The sequence below is a fragment of the Myxococcus sp. RHSTA-1-4 genome (assembly GCF_020037125.1).
Classification (GTDB): domain Bacteria; phylum Myxococcota; class Myxococcia; order Myxococcales; family Myxococcaceae; genus Myxococcus.
This window is the reverse complement of the sequence record NZ_JAIQDG010000024.1, coordinates 86651-112128: the sequence shown is the minus strand read 5'-3', so window position 1 is coordinate 112128 and position 25478 is coordinate 86651. Positions and strand designations below refer to the sequence as shown.

Sequence of the window (25478 nt, the reverse complement as noted above, 5' to 3'; positions counted from 1 at the left end):
ACCTCCCGAGGCCCTGCCCGCCCTGACCGCACCCGCCTCTATGGTGGGCACGATGGCCCCCGCGTGCCGTGCTTCCGTCACTGGACATGGGTACACCCCGAGAGGGCGCCACCCCGTGCCGTCCCCATGCGGGCCCGCGGCGCAACGCCCGCCGTGGCCGGCTGCCTCCGCCCACCGGGCGACGCCCCCGCGTACGGGCCGGCATCGTCCACCGGCGGGCGCTTGCCGCGGGGGACGTGCACGGGAAAGCTGTGGGCCCGCACGGGGTGGCGTTAGGTTGGATGGAAGATGCGCACCCTCCTGCTGACCCGCTCCGATGTGTCCCGAAACCTCCAGGCGCCCACCCTGCTGGAGGACATGCGCGAGGCCTTCCGCTCCGATGCCCTGGCGCGCACCGTGGCCCCGCAGCGCGCCCGTGCCGCCCTGCACGCGGAGGGCACCGCGATGGTGCTCTTCCCCGGCAGCCTGCCCGGGATTCTCGCCTACACGGTGAAGGTGCACGCGAAGTTCCCCGGGCAGACGCCGGCGATTCAGGGCGTGGTGCAGCTCCATGACCTGGCCACGGGCTCGCTGCTGGCCGTCATGGACTCCGGGCACCTGACGGCGGTGCGCACGGGCGTGGTGGGCGCGCTCGCCGCGGACGTGCTGGCGCGGCCGGACGCCAACCGGGTGGCGCTCATCGGCACGGGCCGGCAGGCGGCGCTGCAGCTCAAGTCCCTGCGGCTGGTGCGCTCGCTGGAGCACGTGCGCGTCTTCGACACGGAGCCGGCGCGCGCGCTTGCCTTCGCCACGCGCATGTACCACGAGGTGAACCTGCCGGTGAGGGTGGCGGACTCGGTGGCGGAGGCGGTGGAGGACGCGGACCTCGTCATCACCGCCACGTGGAGCCGCCAGCCCTTCCTCCACCCCGGCATGGTGCGGCCGGGCACGCACATCACCACGCTGGGCGCGGACGAGCCGGGCAAGGCGGAGGTGTCCGCGGAGCTGTTGAAGCAGTCGCTCTTCGTGGTGGACCACCGGGGGCTGGCCGTCTCCGGCGGCGCGGCGGGCGGCGTGGGGCTGGGCGAGGACGCCATCCATGCCGAGCTCGGCGAAGTCCTCGCCGGGCTGAAGCCGGGGCGCACGTCGCCGGAGCAGGTGACGGTGTTCGGCCCGGTGGGGCTGCCCTTCCAGGACCTGGCGGCCGCGTGGCACGTGTACCAGGCGGCCCAGGGCGACGACGCGGTGCAGGGCCTGGACTTCAACGCATGAGGGCCGCCTGGGACGCGCTGCTTGCGCGCATGGGCCTCACCCGTCCGGAGCTGCGCGCGTGGGCGCTGTACGACTGGGCCAACTCCGCCTACGTCACCACCGTCATCGCGGTGGTCTTCCCCCTCTACTACGCGTCGGTGGTGTCGGAGGGGCTGCCGCGTGAGGTGGCCACCAGCCGCTTCGCCACCGCCACCTCCGTGGCGCTGGCCGTGGTGGCGGTGCTGTCGCCGGTGCTGGGCGCGCTGAGCGACAGGGCGGGCCGCATCAAGCCGCTGCTGGGCATCTTCCTGGGGCTGGGCGTGCTGTCCACGGTGGGGCTGGCCGGGGTGGGCCGGGGGGACTGGGCGCTGGGGCTGGTGCTCTTCGGCCTGGGCAACGTGGGGGTGACGGGCAGCCTCGTCTTCTACGACGCGCTCTTGCGGCACATCGCCCGGGACGACGAGCTGGACCGGGTGTCCACCGCCGGCTACGCGCTGGGCTACCTGGGCGGAGGGCTGCTGCTGGCGGCGCAGCTGGTGCTGCTGCTCCAGCCGCGCTGGTTCGGCCTGGAGGACGCGGCGGCGGCGTCGCGCGTGGCCTTCCTGTCCGTGGCGGTGTGGTGGGCGGGCTTCTCGCTGCCCCTGTTCCTCCGGATTCCGGAGCCCCGGCCGGTGACGAATGGCCGGGACCGGCGGGTGTCCCTGCGCGGCACCTTCGCGCAGCTCGGGGAGACGCTGCGCGGGCTGCGCGAGCACCGGCAGGCGCTGCTGCTGCTGGTGGCGTACCTGCTTTATAGCGACGGCATCGGCACCATCATCCGCCTGTCCACGCTGTACGGGACGGAGCTGGGCATTGGCCGGGGCGCGCTGATTGGGGCGCTGCTGCTGACGCAGACGGTGGGGGTGCCGTGCGCGGTGCTGTTCGGCCAGGGCGCGGCGAAGGTGGGCGCGAAGCCGGCGCTGATGCTGTCGCTGTTGGTGTACGTGGGGGTGACGTTCCTGGGCTACTTCATGCGCTCGGCGGTGCACTTCTTCGCGCTGGCGCTGCTGGTGGGCATGGTGCAGGGCGGGAGCCAGGCGTTGAGCCGCTCGCTGTTCGCGCAGATGGTGCCGCGCGACAGGGCGGCGGAGTTCTTCGGCCTCTTCAGCGTCTTCGAGAAGGTGACGGCGGTGGCGGGCCCGCTGGTGTTCGCCGCGACGGTGGAGCTGACGGGCTCCAGCCGGCAGGCGGTGCTGTCGCTGCTGCTCTTCTTCGGCGCGGGCGCGGCGGTGCTGTGGCGCGTGGACGTGGAGGCCGGCCGGCGCGCGGCGCGCGAGGCGGAGGCACACGCGGGCTGGAGCGAGGCGCCGCTGGACACGCGAGGCCGCGCGTAGGCGTCAGTGCCGGATGTGGGGGATTTCCCGTGGCGCGGAGAAGAGGCTGTCGCGCCCGTGGTTGAGCACCACCTCGCCGTGCAGCACCTCGCGCACGTCGTCCAGGGAGACGGCGAAGTCGTGGCGGCGGATGAAGCCCTTCTCCACGATGAGCTCCTTGTCCGTCATGGCGATGATGCGGCCAAGGGTGTGGCCGTCGTTGCCGCGCACCTTCATCCCCTTGTGGATTTCCGACCGGTCGAACATCGCTCCGCTCCCCCGGGGCCAGTGAGGTAGGGCCCCCGGAGAAGCTGCCGAGGGCCACCGCGCGCGGCAGCGGGCGGACGGCGTGGCGCTCCAGCGTGTTCCCTCGCTGGGGCACGGCGGGTGATGGCCCCGTCCGCTCCCCGGGCTCCGGACCTGCGGCGCACCGGAGCGCCTCCTGGCCGCTCCTCCCCACGGGGCGGGTCCGGCTTCCGAAGGTATCCACCTGGGCGCGGACATGCCCTGCGTCCCGGGGCGTGCTCCTTCCAGCACCGGGAGGGCAGGCAGGCGTCCCATGGGTGGCGCGGGTGGCGGGGCTTCCGGGTTGCACCGGGCGCGCGCCGGACCCATCGGTGAGGAGCGGAGGACCGGGCGAGGAGCCGTGGCGCGCCGGCCTCCACCCGCGGGGAACGGCGTGGGCCGGCGCCTTCCCCGCGGTTTTCACTTCGCCGGAAGGGAGTGCGGATGCGCCGCATCGCAGACTACGCGCTCCTGGGGGACTGCCACTCCGCCGCGCTGGTGGCGAGGGACGGCTCCATCGACTGGGCCTGCTTCCCGCGCTTCGACTCGCCCGCGGTGTTCTGCCGCCTCCTGGACGCACGGCACGGTGGCAGCTTCGGCGTGGCGCCGGAAGGGAGCTTCCATTCCGCGCGCCGCTACGTGGAGGACACCAACGTCCTGGCGACGACCTTCACCACGCCGCGCGGTGTGCTGGAGGTGGTGGACTGCATGCCCGTGTTCCCCGGCGGCGGCGAGCGGGGCACGCACGTGGGCACCCGGCACGCGCTGCTGCGGCGGGTGCGGTGCCTGTCCGGCGAGGTGCGGGTGCGCGTGGTGGTGACGCCGCGCTTCGAGTACGGCGCCTTCGTGCCGCGCCTGCGCCTCACCTCGTGGCGCACCGCGGAGGTGGTGGGCGGCGCGGACGCGCTGTGGGTGACGGCGACGCACCGGCTGGTGGCCCGCGAGGACGCGCTGCGCGCGGGGTGGACGCTGCGCGCGGGCGAGGAGGCCTGGGTGGAGGCGGCGTGGACGCCCTCCTTCGTCGAGCGCACCCCCGAGGACGCGCCGGACCAGGATGCCTTCCGCCGGCGGCTGGCGGACACGCTCACCTTCTGGCGCACGTGGATTGCCCGCTGCGCGTACGAGGGCGCACACGCGCGCGAGGTGCGGCGCTCGGCGCTCACGCTGAAGGCGCTCACGTACGCCCCCACAGGCGCGCTGGTGGCCGCCCCCACCACGTCCCTGCCGGAGGAGCCGGGGGGCGTGCGCAACTGGGACTACCGCTTCACGTGGCTGCGGGACGCGTCGCTGACGCTCATCTCCCTCTTGGTGCTGGGCTACCGCGACGAGGCGGACGCGTTCCGCCACTGGCTGCGGCGCACCAGCGCGGGGCGCGCGGAGGACGTGCAAATCATGTACGGCATCCAGGGCCACCGCCTGCTGCCGGAGGTGGAGCTGTCCCACCTGGAAGGCCACGGGGGCGCGCGGCCGGTGCGCGTGGGCAACGGCGCGGTGAAGCAGCTCCAGCTCGACGTGCCCGGCGAGCTGCTGGAGGCGGCATGGCTGTACGTGCGCGCGGGCGGGCCGCTGTCGCACACCAACTGGGCGTTCCTGTCCGGGCTGGTGGAGGAGGTGTGCGCCCGGTGGCGCCTGCCGGACCAGGGGCTGTGGGAGATGCGCGACGCGCCCCGGCACTTCGTCCACTCCAAGCTGCTGTGCTGGGTGGCGCTGGACAGGGCCCTGCGGCTGGCCGCGGCGCGCAGGCTGCCGGTGCCGCTGTCGCGCTGGGCCCGTGAGCGCGCGGCGCTGCGCCGCTACCTGCTGGAGTGCGCGGAAGGCGGGTGGTTCCCCCAGGCCCGGGGCTCGGACGCGGCGGACGCGTCCACGCTGCTGATACCGGCGCTGGGCTTCCTGCCGGTGGCGCACCCGCTGGTGCGGCGCACGGTGCGGGTGGTGCGCGAGCGGTTGGAGTCCGGCGGGCTCCTGTACCGCTACCACACACCGGACGGGCTCGCGGGCGGGGAGGGGACGTTCCTCCTGTGCTCGTTCTGGCTGGTGGACGTGCTGGCCCATGCCGGGCAGTGGGACGAGGGGGAGGCGGTGCTCGCGCGGCTGCTGGGGCTGGCCAACGACGTGGGGCTGTACGCGGAGGAGGCGGTGCCCTCCACGGGCGAGGCGCTGGGCAACTTCCCCCAGGCCTTCACGCACATGGCGCTGGTGTCGACGTGCGCGCAGCTCTCCGCCGTCTACTCGGCGACCTGGCGGCCGTCCCCCCGGCGGGCGTGCGACTTCGCGGGCTTCGCCCTGGAGTACCTCCTGGCCCGCCGGCACGGGCGGGTGGACCGCGCGCCCGCGCCGCCCACCGGCCCCAGTTCCCTGGTGTTCCTCCACGACTCGACGGCGCCCCTGGAGTGATGCGTCCGTCCGGCCGCCCGCCATGCAGGGGGGCGGGGCGCGCATGCCCGCTGGCCGCGCCCGGGGGCGTGCCCCATCTTCGCCCTGGGGAGGTGCTTATGGTCGTCGGCTTCATGACGTCGCGGACGGGGCGCTGGCTCCGCATCGTGACGGGCGCGGGGATGGTGCTGGGAGGGCTCACGTCGGGGACATCCCGCGGCGCGGCCGTGGCGCTCGTCGGGCTGGCGCCGCTCATCGCCGGCACGCTGGACCTGTGTCTGATGGCTCCGCTCTTCGGACTGCCGATACGCGGCGAGGCGCTCCGGCGGCAGTTGGGCGTGGAGGAGGAGGCGCCGCTGCTGGAGGGGCTCCAGTACCCGGCCACGCGCTCCACCACCATCCACTGAGACGTCAGCCCTTCCGCACCTGGAAGGGGATGTCGAGCGTGCCGAGCGGCTCGCCGGTGTTCGCGTCCACGAGCCGGGCCTGGAGCACGACGCCGCTCTCGCGCTCCGCCACGCCCTGGAAGTAGAGGAAGCCCTCCACACGGCCTCCGTCCGCGAGCGTGCCCTCGGGCAGCGCACGCTGGAGCATGTCCGCGCTGGGCAGCGGCTCGTGGCACGAGTAGCCGTAGTAGGGGTAGGGATAGAAGGGGTCGTAGAACGGGCCGTAGTGGTATGGGCCCACGAAGGGTCCGTAGTAGCCGAGGTAGGGCCTGTAGAAGCCGCCGTACCAGCCCGGCCCGGAGTAGGAGAGGCCCAGGTACACCGACGTGTGCGTGTGGTGGTGGCCCGAGCCCCCCGTGCCCGACTCCGCCGAGGCCACGCCTTCCCGCAGGGAGAGCGGCGGCACCGCGGCGTAGCGGAAGCGCGACTCTGCGCCGACGAGCGCGAAGTCGTCGTACTGGATGCGCAGGGTGCGTCCGCTGTGGTTCTCCAGTCTCACGAGGACGGGCGTGAGGCTGTGCTCCAGGTCCCCTGGATGACCCTTCCACGCGGCGCCGTCCGCCAGCAACACCACGCCGGAGCCTTCCGCCCGGGCGGCGTCGCGGTCGCCCTGGAGGAGCTGGGCCTCCGGCGAGGGCTGCAGCCGCGTCTCCGGAATGCAGCCCGCCACGAAGAGCAGGGCCGCGGCGGCGAGCCCGAGTGCGCGCATGACGTCTCCTCCTTCTTCTCGAAGGTAGGCAGGCGCGTGGCGGGCGGAGGCGGGGGGCCGGCGTCGCCTCGGGTTTCAGGCGGGCGGAGGGGGCCTCAGTGAGGCGGCGAGGGCTCCGCGGCCGCGTGGGGCCAGGCGGGCGAGGTGAGCGCGCTCCAGTCCTGCCCGCGCGCCCAGTCCTCGAAGGTGTGCCAGCGCACCTCCGGGTACCGGTGCCGCAGGGTGAGGATGTCCGCGTGGTAGCCCACCCTGTCCAGCCACTCGAACATGGCCGCCATGTCCTCGCTGCGCTCGCGCAGGAAGTCCAGCGGGAGCTGCTCGTAGTGGATGCGGTGGCCGCTCACCATGGAGAGGAGTCCGGCCGCCTGCTGGCCCGTCACCTCGTCCGAGGCCACGTCGATGCGCTGCCCCAGGAAGCGGTCCGGCTCCTCCAGCACGCGCATGGCGAAGGCGGCCAGGTCGTCCAGCGCCACCATCTGCAGGCCTCGCGTGGGCGGCAGCCCCATGGCGAGCACGCCGGCCTTCAGCCCCTTCTCGAACATGGAACTGGTGAGGTTCTCCATGAAGAAGGTGGGCCCGAGGATGGTGAAGGGCAGGCCGCTGCGCCGCACGTGCAGCTCCACCCGGTGCTTGCTGTCGAAGTGGGGGATGCCGGTCAGCCGGTCCGCGCCCGCCACCGATGAGTAGACGTAGTGCCGCACGCCCGCCAGGCGCGCCGCGTCCGCCTGGTTCATGCCCTGGCGTATCTCCGCCTCCATGCCGCCCTCGAAGGGCGTGGCCATGGCGTACATGGAGTCCACGCCCTGCGCGGCCTGGACGAGGGAGTCCACGTCATCGAAGTTCCCCACCGCCAGCTCGGCCCCCAGGGCGCGGAGCTCCTCGGCGGCGGGCGAGTCCGCGCGCCGCACGAAGGCGGTGACTCGGTGGCCGCGCGCCAGGAGCTGGCGGGCCACTGCGCCGCCCTGCTGGCCGGTGGCGCCGGTGACGAGCACGGAGCGGAAGAAAGCCATGGGCATGGTCTGCACCTCGGGGCGATGGGATGTGGGGAAGTTGTGGATGCGGGTGTCCGCTGGCGAGCACGGGCGGGCAGCCTGCACGGGCTCCCGCCAGGGGTCGCGGGGCTGGGGGGCGGGCAGGCCACTGTGCCTCGAGCCGCGGCTGCCGCCCCTTTCCCGGAATGGCTAGCGCTTCTTGCCCGAGCGCCCGCGCGTGCCGCCGGAGGTGTCCGGCTTCTCCTCCTTCTTCTTGCCCCGGGTGGCGCGCACCTCCCGGGCGAGGGCCGCCGCGCGCGCCAGTCCCTTGGAGCCCCGGTCCACCGTGCCCATGGCCGTCTTCGCCACCGTGCCGAGCGCGCGTCCCAGCAGGCCCTGCTTCGCCTCCGGCCGGGTGGGCGTCTTCGCCTGGGCGCCGGCGCGTCCGGTCTCCGCCGTCTCCGCGCGGGCCTTCGGCGTCTTGCGCGCCGCCGTCGCCGGCTTCGCCGTCCTGCTCGCGCGGCCCTCGGTGCCCGCCCGCGCCGTCCGGCCCGTGCGCTCCTCGGTGGGCGTCTTCGCGGTGGCCGCTCTCGCGGTGGGCGTCTTCCCCGCGGCCGCCTTCGCGGTGGCGCGCTTGCCCGCGGGCCGCTTCGTCGCCGCCGCGCCACGGGCCTCCTTCTTGGCCCGCGTCGCGCGGCGGGCCTGGAGCCGCTTCACCGTCTCCGCGTGCGCCATGCCGTAGTGGAGTCCGCCCGGCGCGCCGGGAATCTCCTCCGGGTTCGTCTCCCGCAGCTCGCCCCGCAGCAGCTTCTGCTTGTCCTCGTCGGTCCCGAGCCGCTCCGGTGTACCGATGGCGGCCTGCATGGGCTTCTTGGCCTGAAAGTGGTCGAAACTGTATGACCTGGGCATCCCGCTCTCCTCCTGTACCGAGCGCTCGCGCGCCGTCCCTTCCGTACAAGGTAGGAATCCCTCCGTGCCGTGGGCAGGTGTCCTCCGCTCGTGGCAGGCCCGGGCTGCGGACGGACGGACAGTCGGCGCCGCGCGGCGGCTGTCCGCGCACGGGCTCTGTCCGGAATTAAAAGCGTGAGCACCACACCGGCCACCGCGCGTGCCATGGTTCCGGCCACCATGAGCAAGCGCGACACGCCGCAGGAATCGGAGCTGGTGGCCGCCGCACAGGCCCTCGACGAAGGACTGGAGCGCTTCGAGGCCCTGTCCGAGCAGCTCCAGAAGGCGCCCCTCCAGTCCGAGAAGCACCTGGAGCGTGCCTCCGCCACCCTCAAGAGCCTGGCCGACATGGACGACCAGCTCCGCGCGCGTGTCACCGCGCTGGTGGCCGCCATCTCCAAGGTGCGCGACAGGCAGCAGGCCCAGGCCGAGGCCGTGCACCAGCGCGCCCAGGAGCTCCAGGCGCGCACCGAGGTCTTCAAGGACCTGCTCGTGCGCTACGGCAACATGGGCCAGAGCGCGGGGGAGCTGAACGTGCAGATGCAGCAGTTCGCCCAGCAGCGCCAGCTGGCGAAGACGCCCGAGGAGACGGCCGCGCTGGCCACCACCTTCCAGGCCCTGAACGAGCGCATGGGACAGGTGGCCGACGAGGCCCAGTCGCTGGCGCGGGCCGCCGAGGAGAAGGAGTTCGGCGACATCGCCCGGCAGGCGGACTCGCTGCGCCAGCAGATTCTCTCCGCGCGCAACAAGATGTCGCTGCTCCAGAAGAGCCTCGGCGGGTGAGGCGCGCGCGCCGTCAGCTGAGGTAGGTGGGCGCGAACTCGTCCGGACTGTCGATGGGGCGGCGTCCCGCGAAGCCGTCCTGCAGCTCGTGCCAGTGCGTGACGGATGGCTCGCCGAAGCGCCAGCAGAGGTACACCGGGTCGTCGCCCCGGTGCGCCCGGAAGTCCACGAGCCCGTCCGCGCCCTTGATTTCCAGTCCCATCTCCTGGAGCTGGAGCAGCTCGCCGCGGATGCGCTCCAGCAGCGCGTCCCGCTCCTCACGCAGGGTGTTCAGGTGCGCGTCGGCGGCGCTCTCCTTCGAGCCCAGCGCGTCCGCGAGCTGCTCCGCCCGGTCCACCCAGGGACGGACGCGCTCGAACGTGCGGGTCAGCAGCGGCACCAGCCGGTTGGCCTCTTCCACGCTGAAGTAGCGCATTCCCCGTGGAGCATGCAGCGAGCGGGCCTGTCGCCGCTACTGTCTCGGGGCACCGTCCGGCGCTCGTGGACAGCTCCCGCGGGTCAACCGCGCATCAGGGAGGTGAGGTTGTCCGCCAGCCAGCGTTGCGCCGAGTCGCGCAGGGGGAAGGCGGCCTCGCGCTCGAGGAAGGCGGGGGTGTGCTCGGGGGCGCAGCGGCCCTCGCCGTCTCCGTCTCCGGGAAGGCCCGGGTCGTCCGGCCCGGCGAGGTCCGCGTGCAGCATGGCGTGGAAGACGAGGTAGTCCACGGCGAAGGCCGGCACGTGCGGCCGGTCCAGCGCGGGGTGGATGCGAATCTCGCGGAGCCGCGCGTCGTAGCCGCCCAGGTGGATGCTGCGGCGCCGCGCCCGGCCCGGCTTGCGAGCCCAGCCGATGTCCACCCGCACGCGGCCGTCGAAGTACGTGGCGTTGAGGCGGGCGAAGAGGGCGTGCAGGTCGAAGCAGCGGCCCCGCGAGCGCAGGGGCTTGCCCGGGCGGCGCTCGCGGCGCACGAGGGTCCGGCGCGAGTGGGCGTAGGCCTCCAGGACCTCGCGCGCGGCGGCGTCGTTCCGGCCCGCGTAGCGTGCCATGGCGCGAACGACTTCGTCCGGGGCGCCGAGGAAGAGGTGGTGCACGCGCAGCTTCAGTCCCTCCGGCCCCCTGCGGAAGCTCACCAGCGTGGCGCGGTTGTCGTTGAGGCGCAGGTGGACCGGCACGCCGAGCACCGCCGACAGCCGGCGCGCCAGGTCCGAGGCCAGGTGCAGCGCGTCCTCCCGCGCGGGTACCCGGTGGGGCAGGTCCGTGGTTGGGGGCTGTGCGTCCTCGTGCGCGGGCAGCCGGTGAGACAGGTCCGTGGTTGGGGGCTGTGCGTCCTCGTGCGTGGGCAGCCGGTGAGACAGGTCCGTGGTTGGGGGCTGTGCGTCCTCGCGCGCGGGCAGCCGGTGAGACGGGCCGGGGGCCTGGGGCAGTGCCTCCTCACGCGTGGGCGGCGGGGGATGCGGTGCTGCTTCCTCGCGCGCGGCACCCTCCGGGCGCTCGGAGGCCGGAGCGTCGAACAGCCCGAGCTGTGAGGGTGGGTGCGGGGGCATCCGCCGCGAAAGGTAAGCCTCCCGACGGGAGGTTTCCAGGAGGATGGTTGCCTCCCTGGCCGAGGTGCGGGAGGCACTGTACGAAAACGTCGGGCGCCCCGGCTCAGGCCGCCTCGGCGCGGAAGGGGCCCGTCACCTCGTAGGTGATGCCCCGTCCGTCGGTGCCGCGCTGGGAGCTGAAGTAGAGCCGCTGTCCGTCCGGGCTGAAGGCCGCGCCCGCCAGCTCCGAGCCCCGGTGCCCCATCACCTGGAGGAACGGCGACACCTTCCGGTCCGGCGTGAGGAGGCAGATCTGCATGTCATCCCCGTCCTCGCACACGAAAAGCTCCCGCGCGCGAGACACGGTGACGTTGTCCACGCCCACCAGCGGAGCGCCCGGGTAGCGCGCCGCCTCGTAGAGCACCTCCAGCCGCCCGGTGAGCAGCGTGAGCGCCCAGACGCGGTTGTCCCGCTTGGTGGTGAAGTAGACGACGCCACCGTCGTACCAGCACCCCTCGCCGCCGCGGAACACCGTCGTCTCCCGCGCGTCCGGCTGCGCGGAGGCGGGCGCGTCCGGCGACACCGGCACCCACTCCACCCGCGCGCCCTTCATCACGTCGCCCGAGACACGCGCGGCCTCCAGCGTGCCCGCCTCCAGTGACGGCCACTTCGCCGGGGTGAAGCGGTAGAAGCGCCCGTCCGGTGTGTCCTCGGTGAGGTACAGGCGCCGGCCCACCGGGTCCACCGCCACGGCCTCGTGTGTGAAGGCGCCCAGCGCGGGCCGCGCCACGCCCTGGCCGGGCCGCGTCGGGTCGCACTCCCAGACACGGCCGCGAGGGAACTCCTCGCAGGACAGCCACGTGCCCCACGGCGTGGGACCGCCGGCGCAGTTGACGTGCGTGCCGGAGAGGATGCGGTACGCGCCCTTCACCTCGCCGGTGTGGCCGAAGCGCACCGCGGACACGCCGCCGCCGGGGGACACCTCGCTGTTGCTCGTGTACACCCAGCCGCCGTCCGGCAGGGAGAAACAGGCGCCGCCGTCCGGAGCCATGTGCCACGTGTAGTCCGTGCCCGGCACCCTGTCGCCGCTGCGGGCGATGACGCGCGAGGTGAAGCCGCGGGCCAGGAGCAGTCCATGGGCGTCCGGTGCGCTCGCCAGCGGGCCGTAGGGGCCGGGGCCCGGCTGGGGTGGACCGGCGTACACGCCACGCCAGAAGCCGAGGCTGCCCAGGGCGAGCGCGCTGCCCCCGAGGGCGGTGAAGCGCAGGAAGTGACGGCGTTGCATGGACCGGGTTGTCGCTCAGGTCGGGCCCGCGGGGAAGCCCTTAGAAAGACGCGGGCCGGGTTGGTTGCCGGACACACCTCGAATCCTCCCGCCCGCGGGGCAGCCAGGGCTGCGGGCCCGCGCCGTATAAAGGGACAGACGCAGGGGGGATGACCCATGACGACACGGAAGTCGGTACTGGAAGCGGTGCGTGCGCTGGTGCCTTTCATCCAGGCCAAGGGGCCGGAGACGGAGGCGGCGCGCACCCTGCCCGCGGATGTGCTCGCCCAGCTCCGGACGGCGGGGGTGTTCCGCATGTCCGTTCCGCGAGAGCTCGGCGGCGAGGAGGTGGACCTGCTGACGGCCATGGAGGTGCTGGAGACGATTTCCCGCGCGGACGGCTCCATCGGGTGGACGGCGATGCTGGCCTCCGAGGCTCCGCACCTGTTCGCGCTGCTGGAGACCTCCGTCTTCCGGGACATCTACGGCAAGGGGCCGGACGTCGTCCTGGCGGGTGCCTTCTCCGCGCAGGGCGAGGCGCGCATCGTCCCCGGCGGCTACCGCATCACCGGGCGCTGGAGCTTCGCCACCGGCAGCCAGCACTGCCACTGGATGATGGCCAACTGCGTGCTGCTCCAGGATGGCAAGCCGATGCCGGGGCCCATCCCCGGCCTGCCAGCCTCGCGCGCCATGTTGTTCCCCGCGCAGCAGGGGCGGGTGCTCGACAACTGGCACGTGCTCGGCCTGCGCGGCACCGGCAGCCATGACTTCACGGCGGAGGACCTGTTCGTCCCACAGGAGTACACGCTCGACATCTTCACGGGCGCGCCGAAGTGGCCGGGGCCGCTGTACGTGACGCCGGTGCCGCAGTTCGCGCTGCACATGGGCGCCGTCGCGGTGGGCATTGCCCAGGGCGCCATCGACGACCTCGTCGCCTACGCGCGGGCGGGGAAGAAGCGGCTGTATGCCTCGTCGACGATGGCCGAGTCGCAGCTCTTCCGGCACAAGCTGGGCCGCGCCGAGGCCACGCTGCGCGCGGTCCGCGCCATGGTGCGCACCGAGGCGGAGCTGCTGTGGACCACCGCCACGAAGGCGCCGGAGGCGGCGCCCGCGCTGATGCCCCGCATCATGAGCACCCTCACCTGGGTGGCGGAGACGGCCGCGCAGGTGGTGGACACCTGCTACATGGCCATGGGTGGCAACGCGGCGCGGGACAGCGCTCCGATGCAGCGCCGCTTCCGCGACATCCACACCTTCGCCCAGCACGGAGCGGCGGCGGACTCCTGGTACGTGGAGTCCGGTGGCGTGCTGCTGGGCAAGCCGGATGGGGGGGCCTGAGCCCGTACGCGCGCGGAGGTCAGGGCCAACGAGCCCCGGTCAGGACTCGCGGCACAGGCGGTCCACCCGGCTCAGCAGGGTGGGCAGGCGCGAGGCCCCGTGCATCCTCCGGACGTAGTCCGCGGCGGTGTCGGTGCCGAGGCCGACGGCGGTGACGAACAGGGGGCGCAGGCTCTGCCCGCGCAGCACGGGAATGGCGGGGCCGGTGGTGACGTAGGCCGTCTTCGCCACGCCGATGACGGGCACGGTGCGGTGGAGCGCCTCGTGCAGGTGGGCGCCCAGGCCGGGCTTGTCCTCGCCGAGCCACACGTAGCCGTCCACGACGATGGCCTCCAGCGGCTCCTGCACGGCGGAGAGCACGCGCAGCAGGTGGGGCAGCTCGCGGCGGTAGAACTGGCCGGGCTCATAGGGCGCGGCGGGCGGGCCGCGGTCGATGAGATGCGAGGCCTCCACGGCATCCGCCCAGTCGCGGAAGAGGACACACGCGGCCACGGTGACATCGGGGCGGTAGTCCACATCCATGCAGGCCAGCATCGTCTTCCTCTCCTCGGTGGGGCGCGGCCCCATCACCCCGGCCCTGACGTGCCGGCCTCATGCCGGCTGACCGCGAGGGCCGGGACGGCGCGGCGCCCGGCCCGGCGTGGGCTCGTGGCCAGGCGCGCCCCGGCATCACAGCTCCAGGAAGGTGAGCAGCGCTCCCAGGTCGGCGTCGGACAGGGCCTCGGCGCTGTAGAGCGGCATGTTGCCGCCGACGCCGAAGAACTGGCCGTGACGCACCTTCTCGATGACCACCACCGACGGTGGCACGCCGGGGAACAGCTCACCGTAGTCCGCCGTCACCTCCGGCAGCACCGAGGCCAGCTCCGTCAGCCGGCCCGCGCCCGTGTGCGGCTCGCCGTGGCAGCCCTGGCAGGCCGCGCGGTACACCTCCTGCCCTCGCGCCCTGCTGCCTCGCGCCACCTCGGTGGCGTCCTTCACCACCGTGAAGGGCAGCGGCTTCGCGTCGCGACTGGGGCTGATGCTCACCAGGTACTCGTACAGCGCGCGGCTCTGGGGAGAGTCCTCCGTCAGCGGCGCCACGCCCCGCATGAAGTTGACGTAGCAGAAGTTCACCGCGTCCAGCAGGCGCGTCTCGTACCCGCCCCACCAGCTCCCCCGGAAGGCCGAGTCATACAGCGTGTAGCCCGAGTCCAGCCGCCCCGCCGGAGGCGTGGGCGTCGTCGCATGGCACGTGGCGCACGAGAAGCGGTTGAACGTGCTCTCCGACAGGCGCGCGTCGTTGAACAGCACCTCGCCGTACTCGGCCGCGGACACCGGACCGTCGTCGCCACCGCAGCCCGCCGCGAAAGCAGCGAGCGCCACCGCCGTCCACCCCGCGAGTCTCATGGCCGGCCTCCCAGGATGCTCACCGAGTCCGGGAAGAGGCCCACCCGCACCGTGCCCACCACCGCGCCCTCCGCCAGGTCCACCGCGTGCAGCGTGCCCGGGCCCTGGTGGTCTCCCTCGCAGACGACGAGCCCGTAGCGCTCGTCCGGCGTCAGCTCCACCTGATGCGCGTTGACGCAGCCGGCGGAGGCCAGGTCCACCTCGCGCAGCACGAGGCCCGTCGCCGGGTCGATGACCGCCAGCGCGTCCACGAGCTGGTAGGGCATGTAGAGCGTGCGCCCGTCCGAGGTGAAGGCCCCGAACATCGGCGGGCCGCGCAGTCCCTGCACGGTGCGCGCCGGGTCCATGGCGCGCGTGATGGGGTTGAGCACCTGCACCTGCCGGCTGGCCGTGGAGCTGACCCACGCCTCGCCCGTGGTGGGCGACAGCGTGAGCGCGTACGGCGCGTGCCGGGGATTCACCGCCGTGCCCACGTTGGCGGAGACCTTCACCCGCTGCACGCCGGGCGGGTTCGCGGTGAGGTCGACAATCGCCACCTCGTCCGACCAGCACGCGACGTACGCGGTGCGCTCGTCCCGGGACAGGCGAACCGCGTGCGGCGCGGGGCACACGTCCACCATGGCCTTCCGGCTCATCGTCGCCGCGTCGATGATGGCCAGCCGCGCGTCCATCCGCCGCTCGTCGGTGATGCCCTGCCGCGCCAGCTCCGCAATCTTCAAGGTGTCGAAGTGCGTCTGGTACAGCGTGAGCCCGTCCCGGCTGGCGATGACGTCGCCCGGGTTCGGGTCCACGCGCACGGAGCCCACCAACCGATGGGTCCGCGCATCCAGCTTCAGGCAGTACCCATCCTCCGAGCCCGTGCCGTGCGTGCCATGCGGCCCCGAGCCTCCGCCCGGCACGTAGTTGGAGATGCCGACGTAAAAGAAGTCACCCGCGGGCGACACCGCCGTGTGGTGCGGCCCCTCCAGCTCCACGGGGTTGAGCCCCACCGGTACGCGGGCCAGCTCCTTGAAGCCGGGCGTGCCCACGGTGTCCAGCTCGATGAGGCTGAGCGTGTCGTCCAGGCTGTTGGTGATGAGGATGCGCCCGCCGGGGCCGGGCGGTGGAATGAACGTTCCTTCCACCCAGGGCTCCGGGTGCGCGTACTCGAGGTCCTCCGGCGGCTCCACCCCATCCACCTTCGAGCCGTCGCTACAGGCGGCCAGCGCCAGCACCAGCGCCGGCACCCATGCGCGGCGTCGCCTCATCGCGCGCCCACCACGCGGATGGTGCGCGGCGCCTCCAGGTTGTACGGGCCCTCGCGGAGCTTGTTCTGCACCAGGTACGCGCTCGTCACCTGGACGGTCAGGTCCTGGTCCACCGCCCCGCGCAGCGTGTCCCAGGTGGCCGCGTCGAGCTGCCACTCCAGGTTGGACGTGAGCATCTCCACCGGGCACTGCCGGCCCGGCACCGTCACCTGCACCCAGTAGATGTCACCGGTGAAGGGCGGCAGGTGCGCCTCGGCCGAGGGCAGCACGAGGTTGCCCAGCCACGCCAGCATGGAGCGGCGCTGCTCGCGCGGACGGGCCTGGAGCGACGGCGGCACGGGCCCCGGCAGCAGCGAGGCCAGCGGGGACGTCCACCGCCACGTGGGCGGCGCGTCGGTGGAGGCGTACGTCTGTCCGGCGGTGGGCGACTCCAGCGTCACCGCCTGCGAGCCTCCGGCCACCGCCAGGTGCTTCGCGTCCACCAGCGTGCGCCACGCCTCGTCGGTGGCGTCGCCACCGTAGAGGGGCTCGCCGCACTCGTTGTCCGCGCCGTCCCCGTCGCAGGCGGGGGCCAGTGCCAGCAGCGCGGCCGCGCAGGAGGTCCACAGGAGCTTTCGTGAGAGCGTCTTCATGAGTGGGGCCTTCCGGTCTACCGGTTCAGGCGCCGCCGGCCATGGCGCCGCGAGAGGAGGGTGGAGAGAAGCACCAGGGCGGACGCCGCATTCCCGGGCGCCGCGCCGCAGCCGCCGGCCTTGGCGGGAGGGGGAGGCGGTTCCGGCGGGGGCTCGGGAGGCGGCTCCTCGTCGACGGGGCCGAGGGACGGGTCCGCGCCGAGCTGCTCCGCCACCTGCGGCCAGCGCGCCGGGCAGACGTCCCGCACGGGCGTGCCCCGGGGGCACTGCTGCGGTCCCTGGATGCCATACAGGGTGAACAGGGGCTCCCAGGTGGTGCCCTGGTCGTTGCTGCGCGCCAGCGCCCAGTCGTGCAGCCACGTGGAGCCGCAGCCGTAGAGCGTCTCTCCCTGGCGCAGCACGCACGCGTTGCCGGTGGGCAGCCCGAGCTTCGACAGCGGGCCGGTGCGGGGGCCGCGGAAGAAGGAGGTGATGGTGCCCACCCACACGGTGGAGCCGTCGGCGGACAGGTCCATGTTGACGAAGGTGTCCTCCAGCACGTGCACCTGCGTCAGCGTGCGGCCGCCGTCGTCGCTGCGCATCAGGTGCGTGTAGCCCTGCGCGGACACGCGCGCCCACACCGTGTCCGCCAGGACGGGGTCCGCCGCCGTCACCGCCAGGTCATACGGCCGCAGCAGCTCGGGCAGCGCGTGGGAGAACTCCTGCCACGTGGCGCCCTCGTCGTCGCTGCGGAAGAGGAGGAGCTGGCCGTTCCCCTCGCCGGAGGCATAGATGCGCCGCGGGTCCGCCGGAGACACGCGCACCGCGTAGAGCTTGAGGCCCGTGCGCAGGAGCGACGTGGGCTCCCACGTCTCGCCGCCGTCCCGGGAGCGGTACACGCCGTTGAGGACGGAGTCCTTGCTGGTGACGGCGTAGAGGATGCGGTCGTCCGTGGGGTGCGCCGCGAGCGCCGACACCCACATGTTCTTCGTGAAGTACGGGTGGGTGCTCCACGAGCAGCCACCGTCGGACGAGCGCACAATCGCGTTGCCGGTGGCGGCCATGATGTCGCCCGGCTCGCGCCACAGGTACGAGGTCGGATTCCAACCTCCGGTGCCCAGGGCCTCCGGGCATATCCACCGCCATGTCTGCCCGCTGTCCCGCGAAATCACCGCGCCGAAGGTGGCCCCGACGAAGAGGTCCTCGGGGTGGCCGCGGCGCAAGGTGACGTTGGACGTCTCCGGCAGGCCGGCGTGGGCGTGCGCGGCCGTCCCGGAGCCCAGGGCCAGCAGGGTGACGACTCTCCAGGAGACGGCGCTACGAGGCTGCATTCGGAGGACTCCGGGGAAGGGGCCGGCCCGGCACGCACGATAACGCCCCACGCCCGCGGACATAGCGGCCCGGAAGGCGCGGGGTGGGCGATATGGGCGCGCTCCCCCGCTCGTTCACCGGAGGAGCGGGAGGGGAATGCGCGGGGCTCGCGAAGGTTGTCCAGCCGTCAGAAGGCGGCGGGAGGAGGGGCTTCCCGTCGAATAGGGGCCGGTGTGCGCCTCGCGCGGGGCTCGCCTCGCAACGCCCGGTCTGCTACGGACGCGGTGTGACTCGGCACGGGGCCGCCCTGGGGTGGGCCCGTGGGTGTCCCTGGGGGAGTGCACGACATGGCGGGGTCCACCGTGGAGCCCAAGCTCATCGATGACGGCGCGGCGCGGGGAGACGTGCCCGCCGCGGGTGGCACCCGTTCCGTCTGGGAAGCGGTGATGCAGGGCTCGGTGGAGGTGGCCGTCCGGGCCTATGAGCACCTGTCGGCCCCGCTGCGCGAGCGCGTGCTGGAGGAGTCCTCCGGCCTGCCCGCGCAGACGCGCTCCACGCTGGTGGAGGTGCTGCGGCGGGCTCGGGACTTCGCGGGCGCGGCGCGCCTCCTGGAGGCGGACGGGGCACACGCCGTCGCCGCGCCCCTCCATGAGCAGTCCGGGGCGCTGCTCCAGGCGGCGGAGGCGTGGCTGCGCGCCGGGGAGCGGGGGCGGGCGGCGGCGGCCTTCGAGCGCGCGGGCGCCCTGGAGCGGGCGCTGGAGCTGTACCAGGCGCTGGACGCCCGCGAGTCCATGGCCCAGTGCCTCACGCGCCTGCAGCGGCCCCTCGAGGCCGCGGCGGTGTACCGCGAGCTGGGCAACGCGCACGCGGAGCTGGAGGCGCTGCGCGCGGTGCCACCCGGGCACCCCCGGAGGCGCGAGGCGGTGCTGCGGATGAGCGCGCTGCTGGACGCGCTGGGCGACTCGTGGCGGGCGCTGGTGCTGCTGGCGGACGCCATGCAGGAGTCCCCCGCGGCGCGCGAGGACGGAGCGCTCCAGGCGGAGCACGCGCGGCTGCTGCGGCACCTGGGGCTGGACGCGGACGTGGTGGAGCCGGAGCGCGCGCCGCCCCCGGCGGACGGCTACGAGTACCTCAAGGCCATTCCCATCTTCGGCGAGCTGCCGATAGAGGACATGAAGGACCTGTACCGGATGGCGCAGCAGGTGCTCATCCCCGAGGGCACCACCGTGCTGGAGAAGGGCGCGCGCGGCACGGGGCTGCTGGTGCTGCTGGACGGCACGGTGGACGTGTACAGCGGCCCGGGGCCGGACGCGCGGCTGCTCAACACCCTGGGGCCGGGCGCCTGGCTGGGGGAAATCTCCCTGATTCTGGACGGACCCACGTCCGCGCACGTGCGGGCGCGCTCGCCGGTGCGCGCGCTGCGGGTGACGCGCGCGGATTTCCAGCACTACCTGGAGACGCACGAGGGGGCCGCCCTGCGCATCTTCCGCCTCTTCACGGAGAACCTCGCGGAGCGCGTGCGCGCGCTGAGCGCCTAGAGTAGGTAGGGGCCATGGGTCGCACGCGTGGCGCGAGCAGGGAGCGGGCCGTCCAGCTCGCCAGCGAGGGAAAGCTGGAGGAGGCACTGGCGGAGTACCAGGGCGTGGCGAAGGCCACCCCGGACGACGCCGAGGTGCGCCAGAAGGTGGCGGAGCTGCACGAGTGGCTGGGGCACCGGGCCGACGCCGCCACCGCGTACGAGACGGCCGCGCTCGCGTGGACGAAGGCGGGCCAGCCGCTGCGCGCGGTGGCCGCGTGTGTCGCCCTGTCCCGGCTGGACGCGCTCCCGGCGACGCGTGCCCGCACCGCGCGCGTCCTGGCCGAGCGCTTCGCCCTGCCTCCGGGCGTCGTGGCCTCCGGCGCCACGCCGGGCGGAGCGGGGCCGGTGCCGCCGGGAGACGCGCCGGGCGCGATGCCCATCTTCTCGCACCTGGACCGCGAGGCCTTCGTCGCCCTGCTGGAGGCGCTGGAGGTGCGCGCCTTCTTCCCGGGGCAGGAGGTGGTGGTGGAGGGGACGCCGGGCGCCTCCATGTTCGCGATGGTGGAGGGCCGGGCGGACGTGCTGCGCACGCTGGAGGGCGGCGAGCGCAAGAGCGTGGGCGCGGTGGTGCCGGGGGACTTCTTCGGTGAGCTGGCGCTCGTGTCCGAGGGACTGCGCCTGGCCACGGTGGTGGTCACCGAGCGCGGCGTGCTGCTGGAGCTGACGCGCGAGCGCATGGCGGCGGTGGCCGCGAAGCACCCCCAGGTGGCCGTCGCGGTGGACGGCTTCTACCGGCGGCGCATGGTGGAGAACCTGCTGCGCAGCAACCCGCTGCTCAACAAGCTGACGCCGGAGCAGAAGGCGGCCGTGTCCCGCGACTTCGAGCTCCGCCCGGTGGCGAAGGGCGAGGCGCTGCTGAAGCAGGGGCAGACGGGGGACGCCTTCTACGTGCTGCTGCGCGGGCGGTGCACGCCCTGGCTGGAGAAGCCCGACGGGCGCCGCGTGGCGCTGACGGAGCTGCGCGAGGGCGACGTCTTCGGCGAAATCTCCCTGCTGCTGGACAAGCCCGTGTCCGCCACGGTGAGCGCGGACGTGGAGGGCGTGGTGCTGCGGCTGGAGCGCGCCGCCTTCGAGAAGCACCTCCTCAGCCAGCCGGGCCTCAAGGGCATGTTGATGCGCATGGGCACGGAGCGGCTGCAGCGCTCGGCCCAGGTGCTGGCCTCCGGCCGCGTGCTGCACGAGGGAGATTTGCGCGTCTGACGTCCGCGCGGCCCGGCGCGGCACCCCGGGCGGAAACGAAGACGCCCGGGCCCCCCATGCGGGAGACCCGGGCGCCGGGACTTCGCCGGCTACGCGCCGGTGGCTACATGGAGTAGCCGAGCGTCAGGCCGAACACGTGGGCCGTGCCGTTGTACGTGCCGGGCATGCCCGGCGCGGTGCTGTTCTTGTCGTTCAGCGACACGAACTGGTAGGCCGCGTCCGCGCGCAGCGCGCCGAAGGAGTAGCCGGCGCCCGCCGTCACGGCGACGCGGTTGGAGTCCGGCAGGTCCGGCGTCAGCGTCTCGTCCGGGCTCGGCGACGGGTCCACGATGAAGCCCGCGCGCACCTGCAGCGCCGGCGTCACGGCGTACTCGGCGCCCACGCGGAAGTTCCACGTCGCCTTCCACGTCTTGGGCAGCGGGTTGTCGAGCGCCGGGTTGTCCGGGAACTGGATGTACAGCTCCTTGAAGTCGGACCAGTCCACCAGGTTGGCGTCGAAGGCCACCGTCAGCCGCTCGATGGGCGTCAGGCCGAAGCCCAGCGCCAGCGACTGCGGCAGGGTGACGTCGCCCTGCACGCGGGTGTCCGCCAGCCGTCCCTGGAACTCCGCGGGGACGTTCTGGAAGTCCGCGTCGCCCTTGAAGGTGAGGTCCATGGTGCTGCGGTAGTGCACGCCCACCGTGAGCAGCTTGGGCACCACCACGCCCTGCACGCCGGCGTTGAAGCCGACGCCCCAGGAGGCGCCACCCAGGTGGACGAGGCCCTCGCTCTCCACGAAGTCCAGGCTGCGCTTGAGCTCCAGCGTGCCCCGGCCGATGTTCAGGCCGGCGCCCACCTTGATGCGCTCGTGCACCTGGTACGCCACCGTGGGGTTGATGTTGTAGACGGCCATGGCCGACTCGCGGGCGCGGAAGCGGCCCGTGAAGTCATCCTGCCAGCGGCTGCGCGCGCCGAAGGGCGTGTAGATGCCCAGGCCCACCGCCAGCTTGTCCATGACGCGGTAGGTGGCGAACAGATGCGGCGGCGGGGACAGGGTCGTCTTCTGGCCCTGCTGCGTCCCGCCCTCCGGGGTGAACTTCAGGCTGGGCAGGATGCCGGTGTCGCCCACCGTCACGTCCAGCTTCTTCTCACCGAGGATGTTCGCGGCGTTCGAGTAGACGGCCGACGAGTCGTTCTGCCACGCCACCGACGCGTTGCCCATGCCCGTGGAGCGGGCGCTCTGGGTGTTGATCTGGAAGCCCGCGGCCTGCGACGTGCCGGCGGCGAGCATCGCTACCAGGGAGAGTGTCTTCTTCATGGTCGTGTCTCCTCTCTCTGTGGGCTGTTACGGCGACGGGGCGGTGCCATCATTGCTGGTCAGGAACGCGGCGACCTGGCCCTGGGCCTGGTCGCGGACGCTCTTGAGGAACGCCTGGGTCTGCGCGTCCGCCGTCGGGTCGAAGGCGGCGAAGAAGCCATGCTTGACGTTCGCCGGCAGCAGGCTGATGTCGGCCATGTACGTATGCACCGTGCGCGCGCCGGGGCGGTTGGCGGTGGTGATGAGCTGGTTCGTCACCGGGTTGGGGATGACGTTGTCGCCCTGGATGTACTGGATGAACGCCTCGCGCCCCGAGGGCGCGGAGGACGCGGTCTCCAGGAAGCGGCCGTAGTTGAGTGCGTCGGCCGGGTCCAGGATGGTGCGCGCCAGGGTGATGAACTCGTCATAGGCGGGGGTGCCCACGGGGCGGCCCACGCTCCCCAGCAGGGTGTTGAAGCCCGTGCGGTACTGGACGAAGACGGGGTTGGTGGCCGTCAGCAGCACGTCCACGAGGCCGCCGCCCGAGGCGTTGAGGGCCACGCGGCGCATGCGGTTGGACACGGAGGCGGACAGGGGGCCCTGGAGGCCGCCGAGGCTCTGGCCCACGTAGTCCACCTGGGCGCCGTTCAGGGTGCCGGCGCCGGCCGCGGTCAGCCGCGCGTTGATGCTGGCGGTGCCCAGCGCGCGGGCGAACTGCGCGAAGTCCACCACGTGGTGGCGGAAGTTGTCGCGCGTGGCGAACAGGTTGGTGAGGTTGAGGAAGTTCCAGCCGGAGATGTAGGGCGCGGCGTTGGCGCTGGGACGCAGGAAGTCTCCACCCTCGCACTTGCCGGTGTCCAGGCAGCGACCCTGGCCCTGGGAGGCGCAGAACAGGTCGCCGTGGACGGCGGCCGGGTCGGCCGGGTCCGTCGGGCTCTTGTCACACGAGGCGGCCGTGGTCGGGGCGACACAGCGGCCGTAGGTGGGCGAGCCCACCTCGACGTCGCAGGTGGAGCCGTTGGCGCACGCCTCGTTCGGCGAGTCGATGACGGTGGGGTTCGCCGGGTCACCGAAGCGGATGGCGTTCGCCGGGGAGATGCCGGCGCAGCTCGTGCGCTCACCGTGGTAGACGGTGTCCATGGCGGCCACCGCGAAGCCGTTGGCGTTCAGCGTGTTGGCGACGGCCAGGATGTTGGAGCGGTTGCCCGTCAGGCCGTGGCCGAAGACCACCACCGGGTAGCCACCCTCGGGGGCCACCGAGGCCGGCAGGAACAGCAGGAACGGCAGGCGCTCGAGGCGCGGCTGGGCGGGGTTGAGCACGCCCTGGGGGCTGTTGAGCAGGAAGGGCGAGGTGAAGGCGCCCACGAAGGCGCGGCCCACCGCGTTGTTGTCCAGCCCGTTCGCCGCCATGGCGTCCCTGAGCCGCGTGGTCTGGTCCGTCAGGTAGACCGGGTCGGCGGGCACCGCCGCGGGCGCCGCGTTGAGCTGCTCCAGCACGGTGCGGGTGCTCTGCGTGGTGAAGACCCACGCGAGGTTGACGTCCGTGCGCTTGATGTTCATCTGCTCCAGGCCGTCATACAGGGGCTTCATGCCCGCGCGGGCCTTCTCGAGCTCCTCCGCGAGCGTGTCCGGCAGCACCGACACCTGGCTCTTGCCGTCCGCGAACAGCGGGTGCGGGCTGCGCAGCAGCACCTGCGAGGCGGTGGGCTCCACGATGCGGTCGCGCAAATCGCGCAGGCCCTTCTTGATGACGACGGCGTACGTGGTGCGCTCGTCCAGCGGCACCTCGGGGATGATTTGCAGCTGCGGAACCGTCTGCGAGCTGCCGTCCGCCCGCAGGCTGGACGCGCAGTTGAAGCAGAGCTTCACCCGCTGCGGCTCCGTCGGGTTGCTCACCTTGAAGAACAGGACGTCCCGGCCCAGCACCACCGAGGCGGGGTTGAACTGCGCGTCGATGAAGCCGCGGCTCGCGCTGTTCTCCGAGATGATGGGCGCCGTGGTGGACCAGCCGTCCAGGCTGTTGAGGCCCTCGGTGAGCTGCACCACCAGCGCGGGGGCACCGGCGGGGGGCGCCGGCAGGGTCAGCTTGCCCGTGACCGGGTCGCGCAGCAGGTCGTTGGGGAAGGGGACGGTTCTGGTGGTCAGGTCGAAGGTGACCTCCGGCCGGTTCATGATGGTGAACGTCCAGAGGAGGACGATGTCCTCGCGCTTGACGTTGAACTTGGAGGCCGTCGCGTCGATGACGGGCGCGTAGCCGCGGCGGAGCTGCTCGAGCTGGAGCGCGATGGTCGTCTGCTGCGCGATGCGCCGGGCGGGGTCCGTCTCGGTGGCGGGGATGATTTCGGTGACCGCGCGGCAGTCGGGCGCCGTCAGGTCCTCGCAGGTGACCAGCGGCTCCTGGGAGCTGGCGAAGGCCCACGTCGCCGAGCCGATGATGGGCTCGCCGCTGACGGACTTGATGCCGTCCTTACCGCCAACGAGCGCCACGGCGTAGCGGCCGCCCTTGGGCCAGCCCGAGGGCGCCAGGATGTTGATGCGGTCGGTGTCCTCGTTGTACGCGACGACGATGTTCGTCGGCACCGGCTTCGACAGCGGCGTGCCCTCGTACAGGTCGAGGATCTTCACCGTGTCCGTGTTGACCGTGTTCGGGTCCGCGTCCTTGACGAGCGTGCTCGCGGTGACGGACGTGGGGAAGCCGTCCAGCGTGTTGAGGTAGTCGCGCGTGAAGTACTGCTCCGCCGCTGGGGCGTTCGGGTTGATGGGCGCGTTGACCAGCCCGTCCTTTATCGCCAGGTCGTTGGGCGTCGGCACGATGGCCGCCGGCTTCGCCGCAGGGTCGAACTCCGCCACCACCAGGTCTACGGCTGCGGGAGGCGGGTCCTGGGCAATGTCCGGCTGGCACGCCGACGCACCCAGGGCAAGCGCCCCGAGGAACAGCACCTTTTTCATGGGTACAACCCCCTCCGCGTCCAAAGTTGGACTGCTGGAATCGATTCGGTTCCGTGGCGTACCACGTCCAACGGTTGGCCGGAAGACAGGCGACTTGACGCGTCGTGTCAGTGTTGCTTGGCCGTCTGTGCGGGTGAGACGGGGTGTCTCTGGTCCGCTGCGCGGCGGGCGGCGGGCGGCTACGTTGCGGGCATGAATCGACTGCTGAGTGTGCTGGTGGTGACCGCGGCGGTGGTGGCGCACGCGGAGGAGGCCGGGGGGCTGACGTGGACCGCCCCGGCGGAGTGGACGGCGCAGGGCGCGCGGCCCATGCGGGCGGCGACGTACAAGGTTCCTCCGGCGAAGGGGGACACGGAGGCCGGGGAGCTGGCCGTCTTCTACTTCGGCCAGGGCCAGGGCGGCGGGGTGGACGCCAACGTGAAGCGCTGGGTGGGCCAGTTCCAGACGGCGGACGGCAAGCCGGCGGAGAAGGCGGCGAAGACGAAGACGGAGAAGGTGAACGGCCTGCCCCTCACCACGGTGGACGTGAAGGGCACGTACGTGGGCGGCGGGCCGATGATGGGCCCCTCCACGCCGAAGCCGGGCTACCGGCTGCTGGGCGCGATTGTGGAGGGCCCCGAGGGCGCCGTCTTCTTCAAGCTGACGGCGCCGGAGAAGACGGCGGCGGCGGCGGAGAAGCCCTTCCGCAAGCTGCTGGAGTCGGTGAAGACGAAGTGACGC

The 25478-nt window shown here is 72.9% G+C and carries 23 protein-coding genes; 9 read left to right on the top strand and 14 right to left on the bottom strand.

Annotated features, from left to right (window positions below; genetic code table 11):
• The first annotated feature begins 288 nt into the window (after nt 1-288).
• Both K8638_RS29050 and K8638_RS29045 read left to right on the top strand, forming a co-directional pair.
• Nucleotides 289-1251 carry an ornithine cyclodeaminase family protein gene (locus tag K8638_RS29050; RefSeq protein ID WP_223757911.1) on the top strand — a complete coding sequence of 321 codons (963 nt, stop codon included), beginning with the start codon at nt 289-291 and terminating at the stop codon, nt 1249-1251.
• Nucleotides 1248-2603: an MFS transporter gene (locus K8638_RS29045; protein WP_223757910.1), complete on the top strand. Its 1356-nt coding sequence runs from the start codon at nt 1248-1250 to the stop codon at nt 2601-2603. Before K8638_RS29050 ends, K8638_RS29045 begins: the two co-directional genes overlap by 4 nt.
• A gap of 3 nt (nt 2604-2606) precedes the next feature.
• Here the strand turns inward: K8638_RS29045 and K8638_RS29040 are convergent, their stop codons facing one another.
• Entirely contained in the window at nt 2607-2849 is a 243-nt protein-coding gene (locus K8638_RS29040) for a hypothetical protein (protein WP_223757909.1), read from the bottom strand.
• 462 nt (nt 2850-3311) lie between these two features.
• Between K8638_RS29040 and K8638_RS29035 the strand changes: the two genes are divergently transcribed.
• Together K8638_RS29035 and K8638_RS29030 are read left to right on the top strand one after the other, a co-directional pair.
• Entirely contained in the window at nt 3312-5261 is a 1950-nt protein-coding gene (locus K8638_RS29035) for a glycoside hydrolase family 15 protein (protein ID WP_223757908.1), read from the top strand.
• A 98-nt stretch (nt 5262-5359) separates the two neighbouring features.
• The gene (locus tag K8638_RS29030; RefSeq protein ID WP_223757907.1) at nt 5360-5647 is read left to right on the top strand and encodes a YgaP-like transmembrane domain; all 288 of its coding nucleotides are present in this window, start codon (nt 5360-5362) and stop codon (nt 5645-5647) included.
• A gap of 4 nt (nt 5648-5651) precedes the next feature.
• On the opposite strand, the gene K8638_RS29025 is transcribed toward K8638_RS29030, so the two are convergent.
• The 3 genes from K8638_RS29025 to K8638_RS29015 form a co-directional block, all read right to left on the bottom strand.
• Nucleotides 5652-6395, bottom strand: coding sequence for a hypothetical protein (locus K8638_RS29025; protein WP_223757906.1), 744 nt, complete (start codon nt 6393-6395; stop codon nt 5652-5654).
• Nucleotides 6396-6490: 95 nt separating this feature from the next.
• Nucleotides 6491-7411, bottom strand: coding sequence for an NmrA/HSCARG family protein (locus tag K8638_RS29020; RefSeq protein WP_223757905.1), 921 nt, complete (start codon nt 7409-7411; stop codon nt 6491-6493).
• A gap of 165 nt (nt 7412-7576) precedes the next feature.
• Nucleotides 7577-8275 carry a hypothetical protein gene (locus tag K8638_RS29015; protein WP_223757904.1) on the bottom strand — a complete coding sequence of 233 codons (699 nt, stop codon included), beginning with the start codon at nt 8273-8275 and terminating at the stop codon, nt 7577-7579.
• 174 nt (nt 8276-8449) lie between these two features.
• Here K8638_RS29015 and K8638_RS29010 point away from each other — a divergent pair, with 174 nt between their 5' ends.
• The gene (locus K8638_RS29010) at nt 8450-9097 is read left to right on the top strand and encodes a hypothetical protein (RefSeq protein ID WP_223757903.1); all 648 of its coding nucleotides are present in this window, start codon (nt 8450-8452) and stop codon (nt 9095-9097) included.
• Nucleotides 9098-9110: 13 nt separating this feature from the next.
• On the opposite strand, the gene K8638_RS29005 is transcribed toward K8638_RS29010, so the two are convergent.
• From K8638_RS29005 to K8638_RS28995, 3 genes are all read right to left on the bottom strand, one after another.
• Complete coding sequence (locus K8638_RS29005; RefSeq protein ID WP_223757902.1) at nt 9111-9512, bottom strand: DUF2203 domain-containing protein; 402 nt, start codon at nt 9510-9512, stop codon at nt 9111-9113.
• Between the two features lie 83 nt (nt 9513-9595).
• Entirely contained in the window at nt 9596-10618 is a 1023-nt protein-coding gene (locus tag K8638_RS29000) for a hypothetical protein (RefSeq protein ID WP_223757901.1), read from the bottom strand.
• A gap of 103 nt (nt 10619-10721) precedes the next feature.
• The gene (locus K8638_RS28995; RefSeq protein WP_223757900.1) at nt 10722-11882 is read right to left on the bottom strand and encodes an alkaline phosphatase PhoX; all 1161 of its coding nucleotides are present in this window, start codon (nt 11880-11882) and stop codon (nt 10722-10724) included.
• Between the two features lie 156 nt (nt 11883-12038).
• Here K8638_RS28995 and K8638_RS28990 point away from each other — a divergent pair, with 156 nt between their 5' ends.
• Nucleotides 12039-13199 carry an acyl-CoA dehydrogenase family protein gene (locus K8638_RS28990; RefSeq protein WP_223757899.1) on the top strand — a complete coding sequence of 387 codons (1161 nt, stop codon included), beginning with the start codon at nt 12039-12041 and terminating at the stop codon, nt 13197-13199.
• A gap of 39 nt (nt 13200-13238) precedes the next feature.
• Here the strand turns inward: K8638_RS28990 and K8638_RS28985 are convergent, their stop codons facing one another.
• The 5 genes from K8638_RS28985 to K8638_RS28965 form a co-directional block, all read right to left on the bottom strand.
• Entirely contained in the window at nt 13239-13733 is a 495-nt protein-coding gene (locus K8638_RS28985) for an endonuclease V (RefSeq protein WP_223757898.1), read from the bottom strand.
• Between the two features lie 135 nt (nt 13734-13868).
• Complete coding sequence (locus K8638_RS28980) at nt 13869-14585, bottom strand: c-type cytochrome (RefSeq protein ID WP_223757897.1); 717 nt, start codon at nt 14583-14585, stop codon at nt 13869-13871.
• On the bottom strand, nt 14582-15832 hold the full coding sequence (locus tag K8638_RS28975; protein ID WP_223757896.1) for a YncE family protein: 1251 nt from the start codon (nt 15830-15832) through the stop codon (nt 14582-14584). The genes K8638_RS28980 and K8638_RS28975 overlap by 4 nt, the downstream gene beginning before the upstream one ends.
• A complete protein-coding gene (locus K8638_RS28970) occupies nt 15829-16464 on the bottom strand; it encodes a hypothetical protein (protein WP_223757895.1) in 636 nt (211 codons plus the stop codon). The genes K8638_RS28975 and K8638_RS28970 overlap by 4 nt, the downstream gene beginning before the upstream one ends.
• Nucleotides 16465-16481: 17 nt before the next feature.
• Complete coding sequence (locus K8638_RS28965) at nt 16482-17774, bottom strand: sialidase family protein (RefSeq protein ID WP_223757894.1); 1293 nt, start codon at nt 17772-17774, stop codon at nt 16482-16484.
• Nucleotides 17775-18101: 327 nt separating this feature from the next.
• Here K8638_RS28965 and K8638_RS28960 point away from each other — a divergent pair, with 327 nt between their 5' ends.
• Nucleotides 18102-19292, top strand: a complete 1191-nt coding sequence (locus K8638_RS28960; protein WP_223757893.1) for a cyclic nucleotide-binding domain-containing protein — start codon at nt 18102-18104, stop codon at nt 19290-19292.
• Nucleotides 19293-19306: 14 nt separating this feature from the next.
• Entirely contained in the window at nt 19307-20533 is a 1227-nt protein-coding gene (locus K8638_RS28955; protein WP_223757892.1) for a cyclic nucleotide-binding domain-containing protein, read from the top strand.
• Between the two features lie 103 nt (nt 20534-20636).
• On the opposite strand, the gene K8638_RS28950 is transcribed toward K8638_RS28955, so the two are convergent.
• The gene (locus tag K8638_RS28950) at nt 20637-21830 is read right to left on the bottom strand and encodes an OmpP1/FadL family transporter (RefSeq protein ID WP_223757891.1); all 1194 of its coding nucleotides are present in this window, start codon (nt 21828-21830) and stop codon (nt 20637-20639) included.
• 27 nt (nt 21831-21857) lie between these two features.
• A complete protein-coding gene (locus K8638_RS28945) occupies nt 21858-24758 on the bottom strand; it encodes a hypothetical protein (protein ID WP_223757890.1) in 2901 nt (966 codons plus the stop codon).
• 192 nt (nt 24759-24950) lie between these two features.
• Here K8638_RS28945 and K8638_RS28940 point away from each other — a divergent pair, with 192 nt between their 5' ends.
• Nucleotides 24951-25475 carry a hypothetical protein gene (locus tag K8638_RS28940; protein WP_223757889.1) on the top strand — a complete coding sequence of 175 codons (525 nt, stop codon included), beginning with the start codon at nt 24951-24953 and terminating at the stop codon, nt 25473-25475.
• Nucleotides 25476-25478 lie beyond the last annotated feature (3 nt).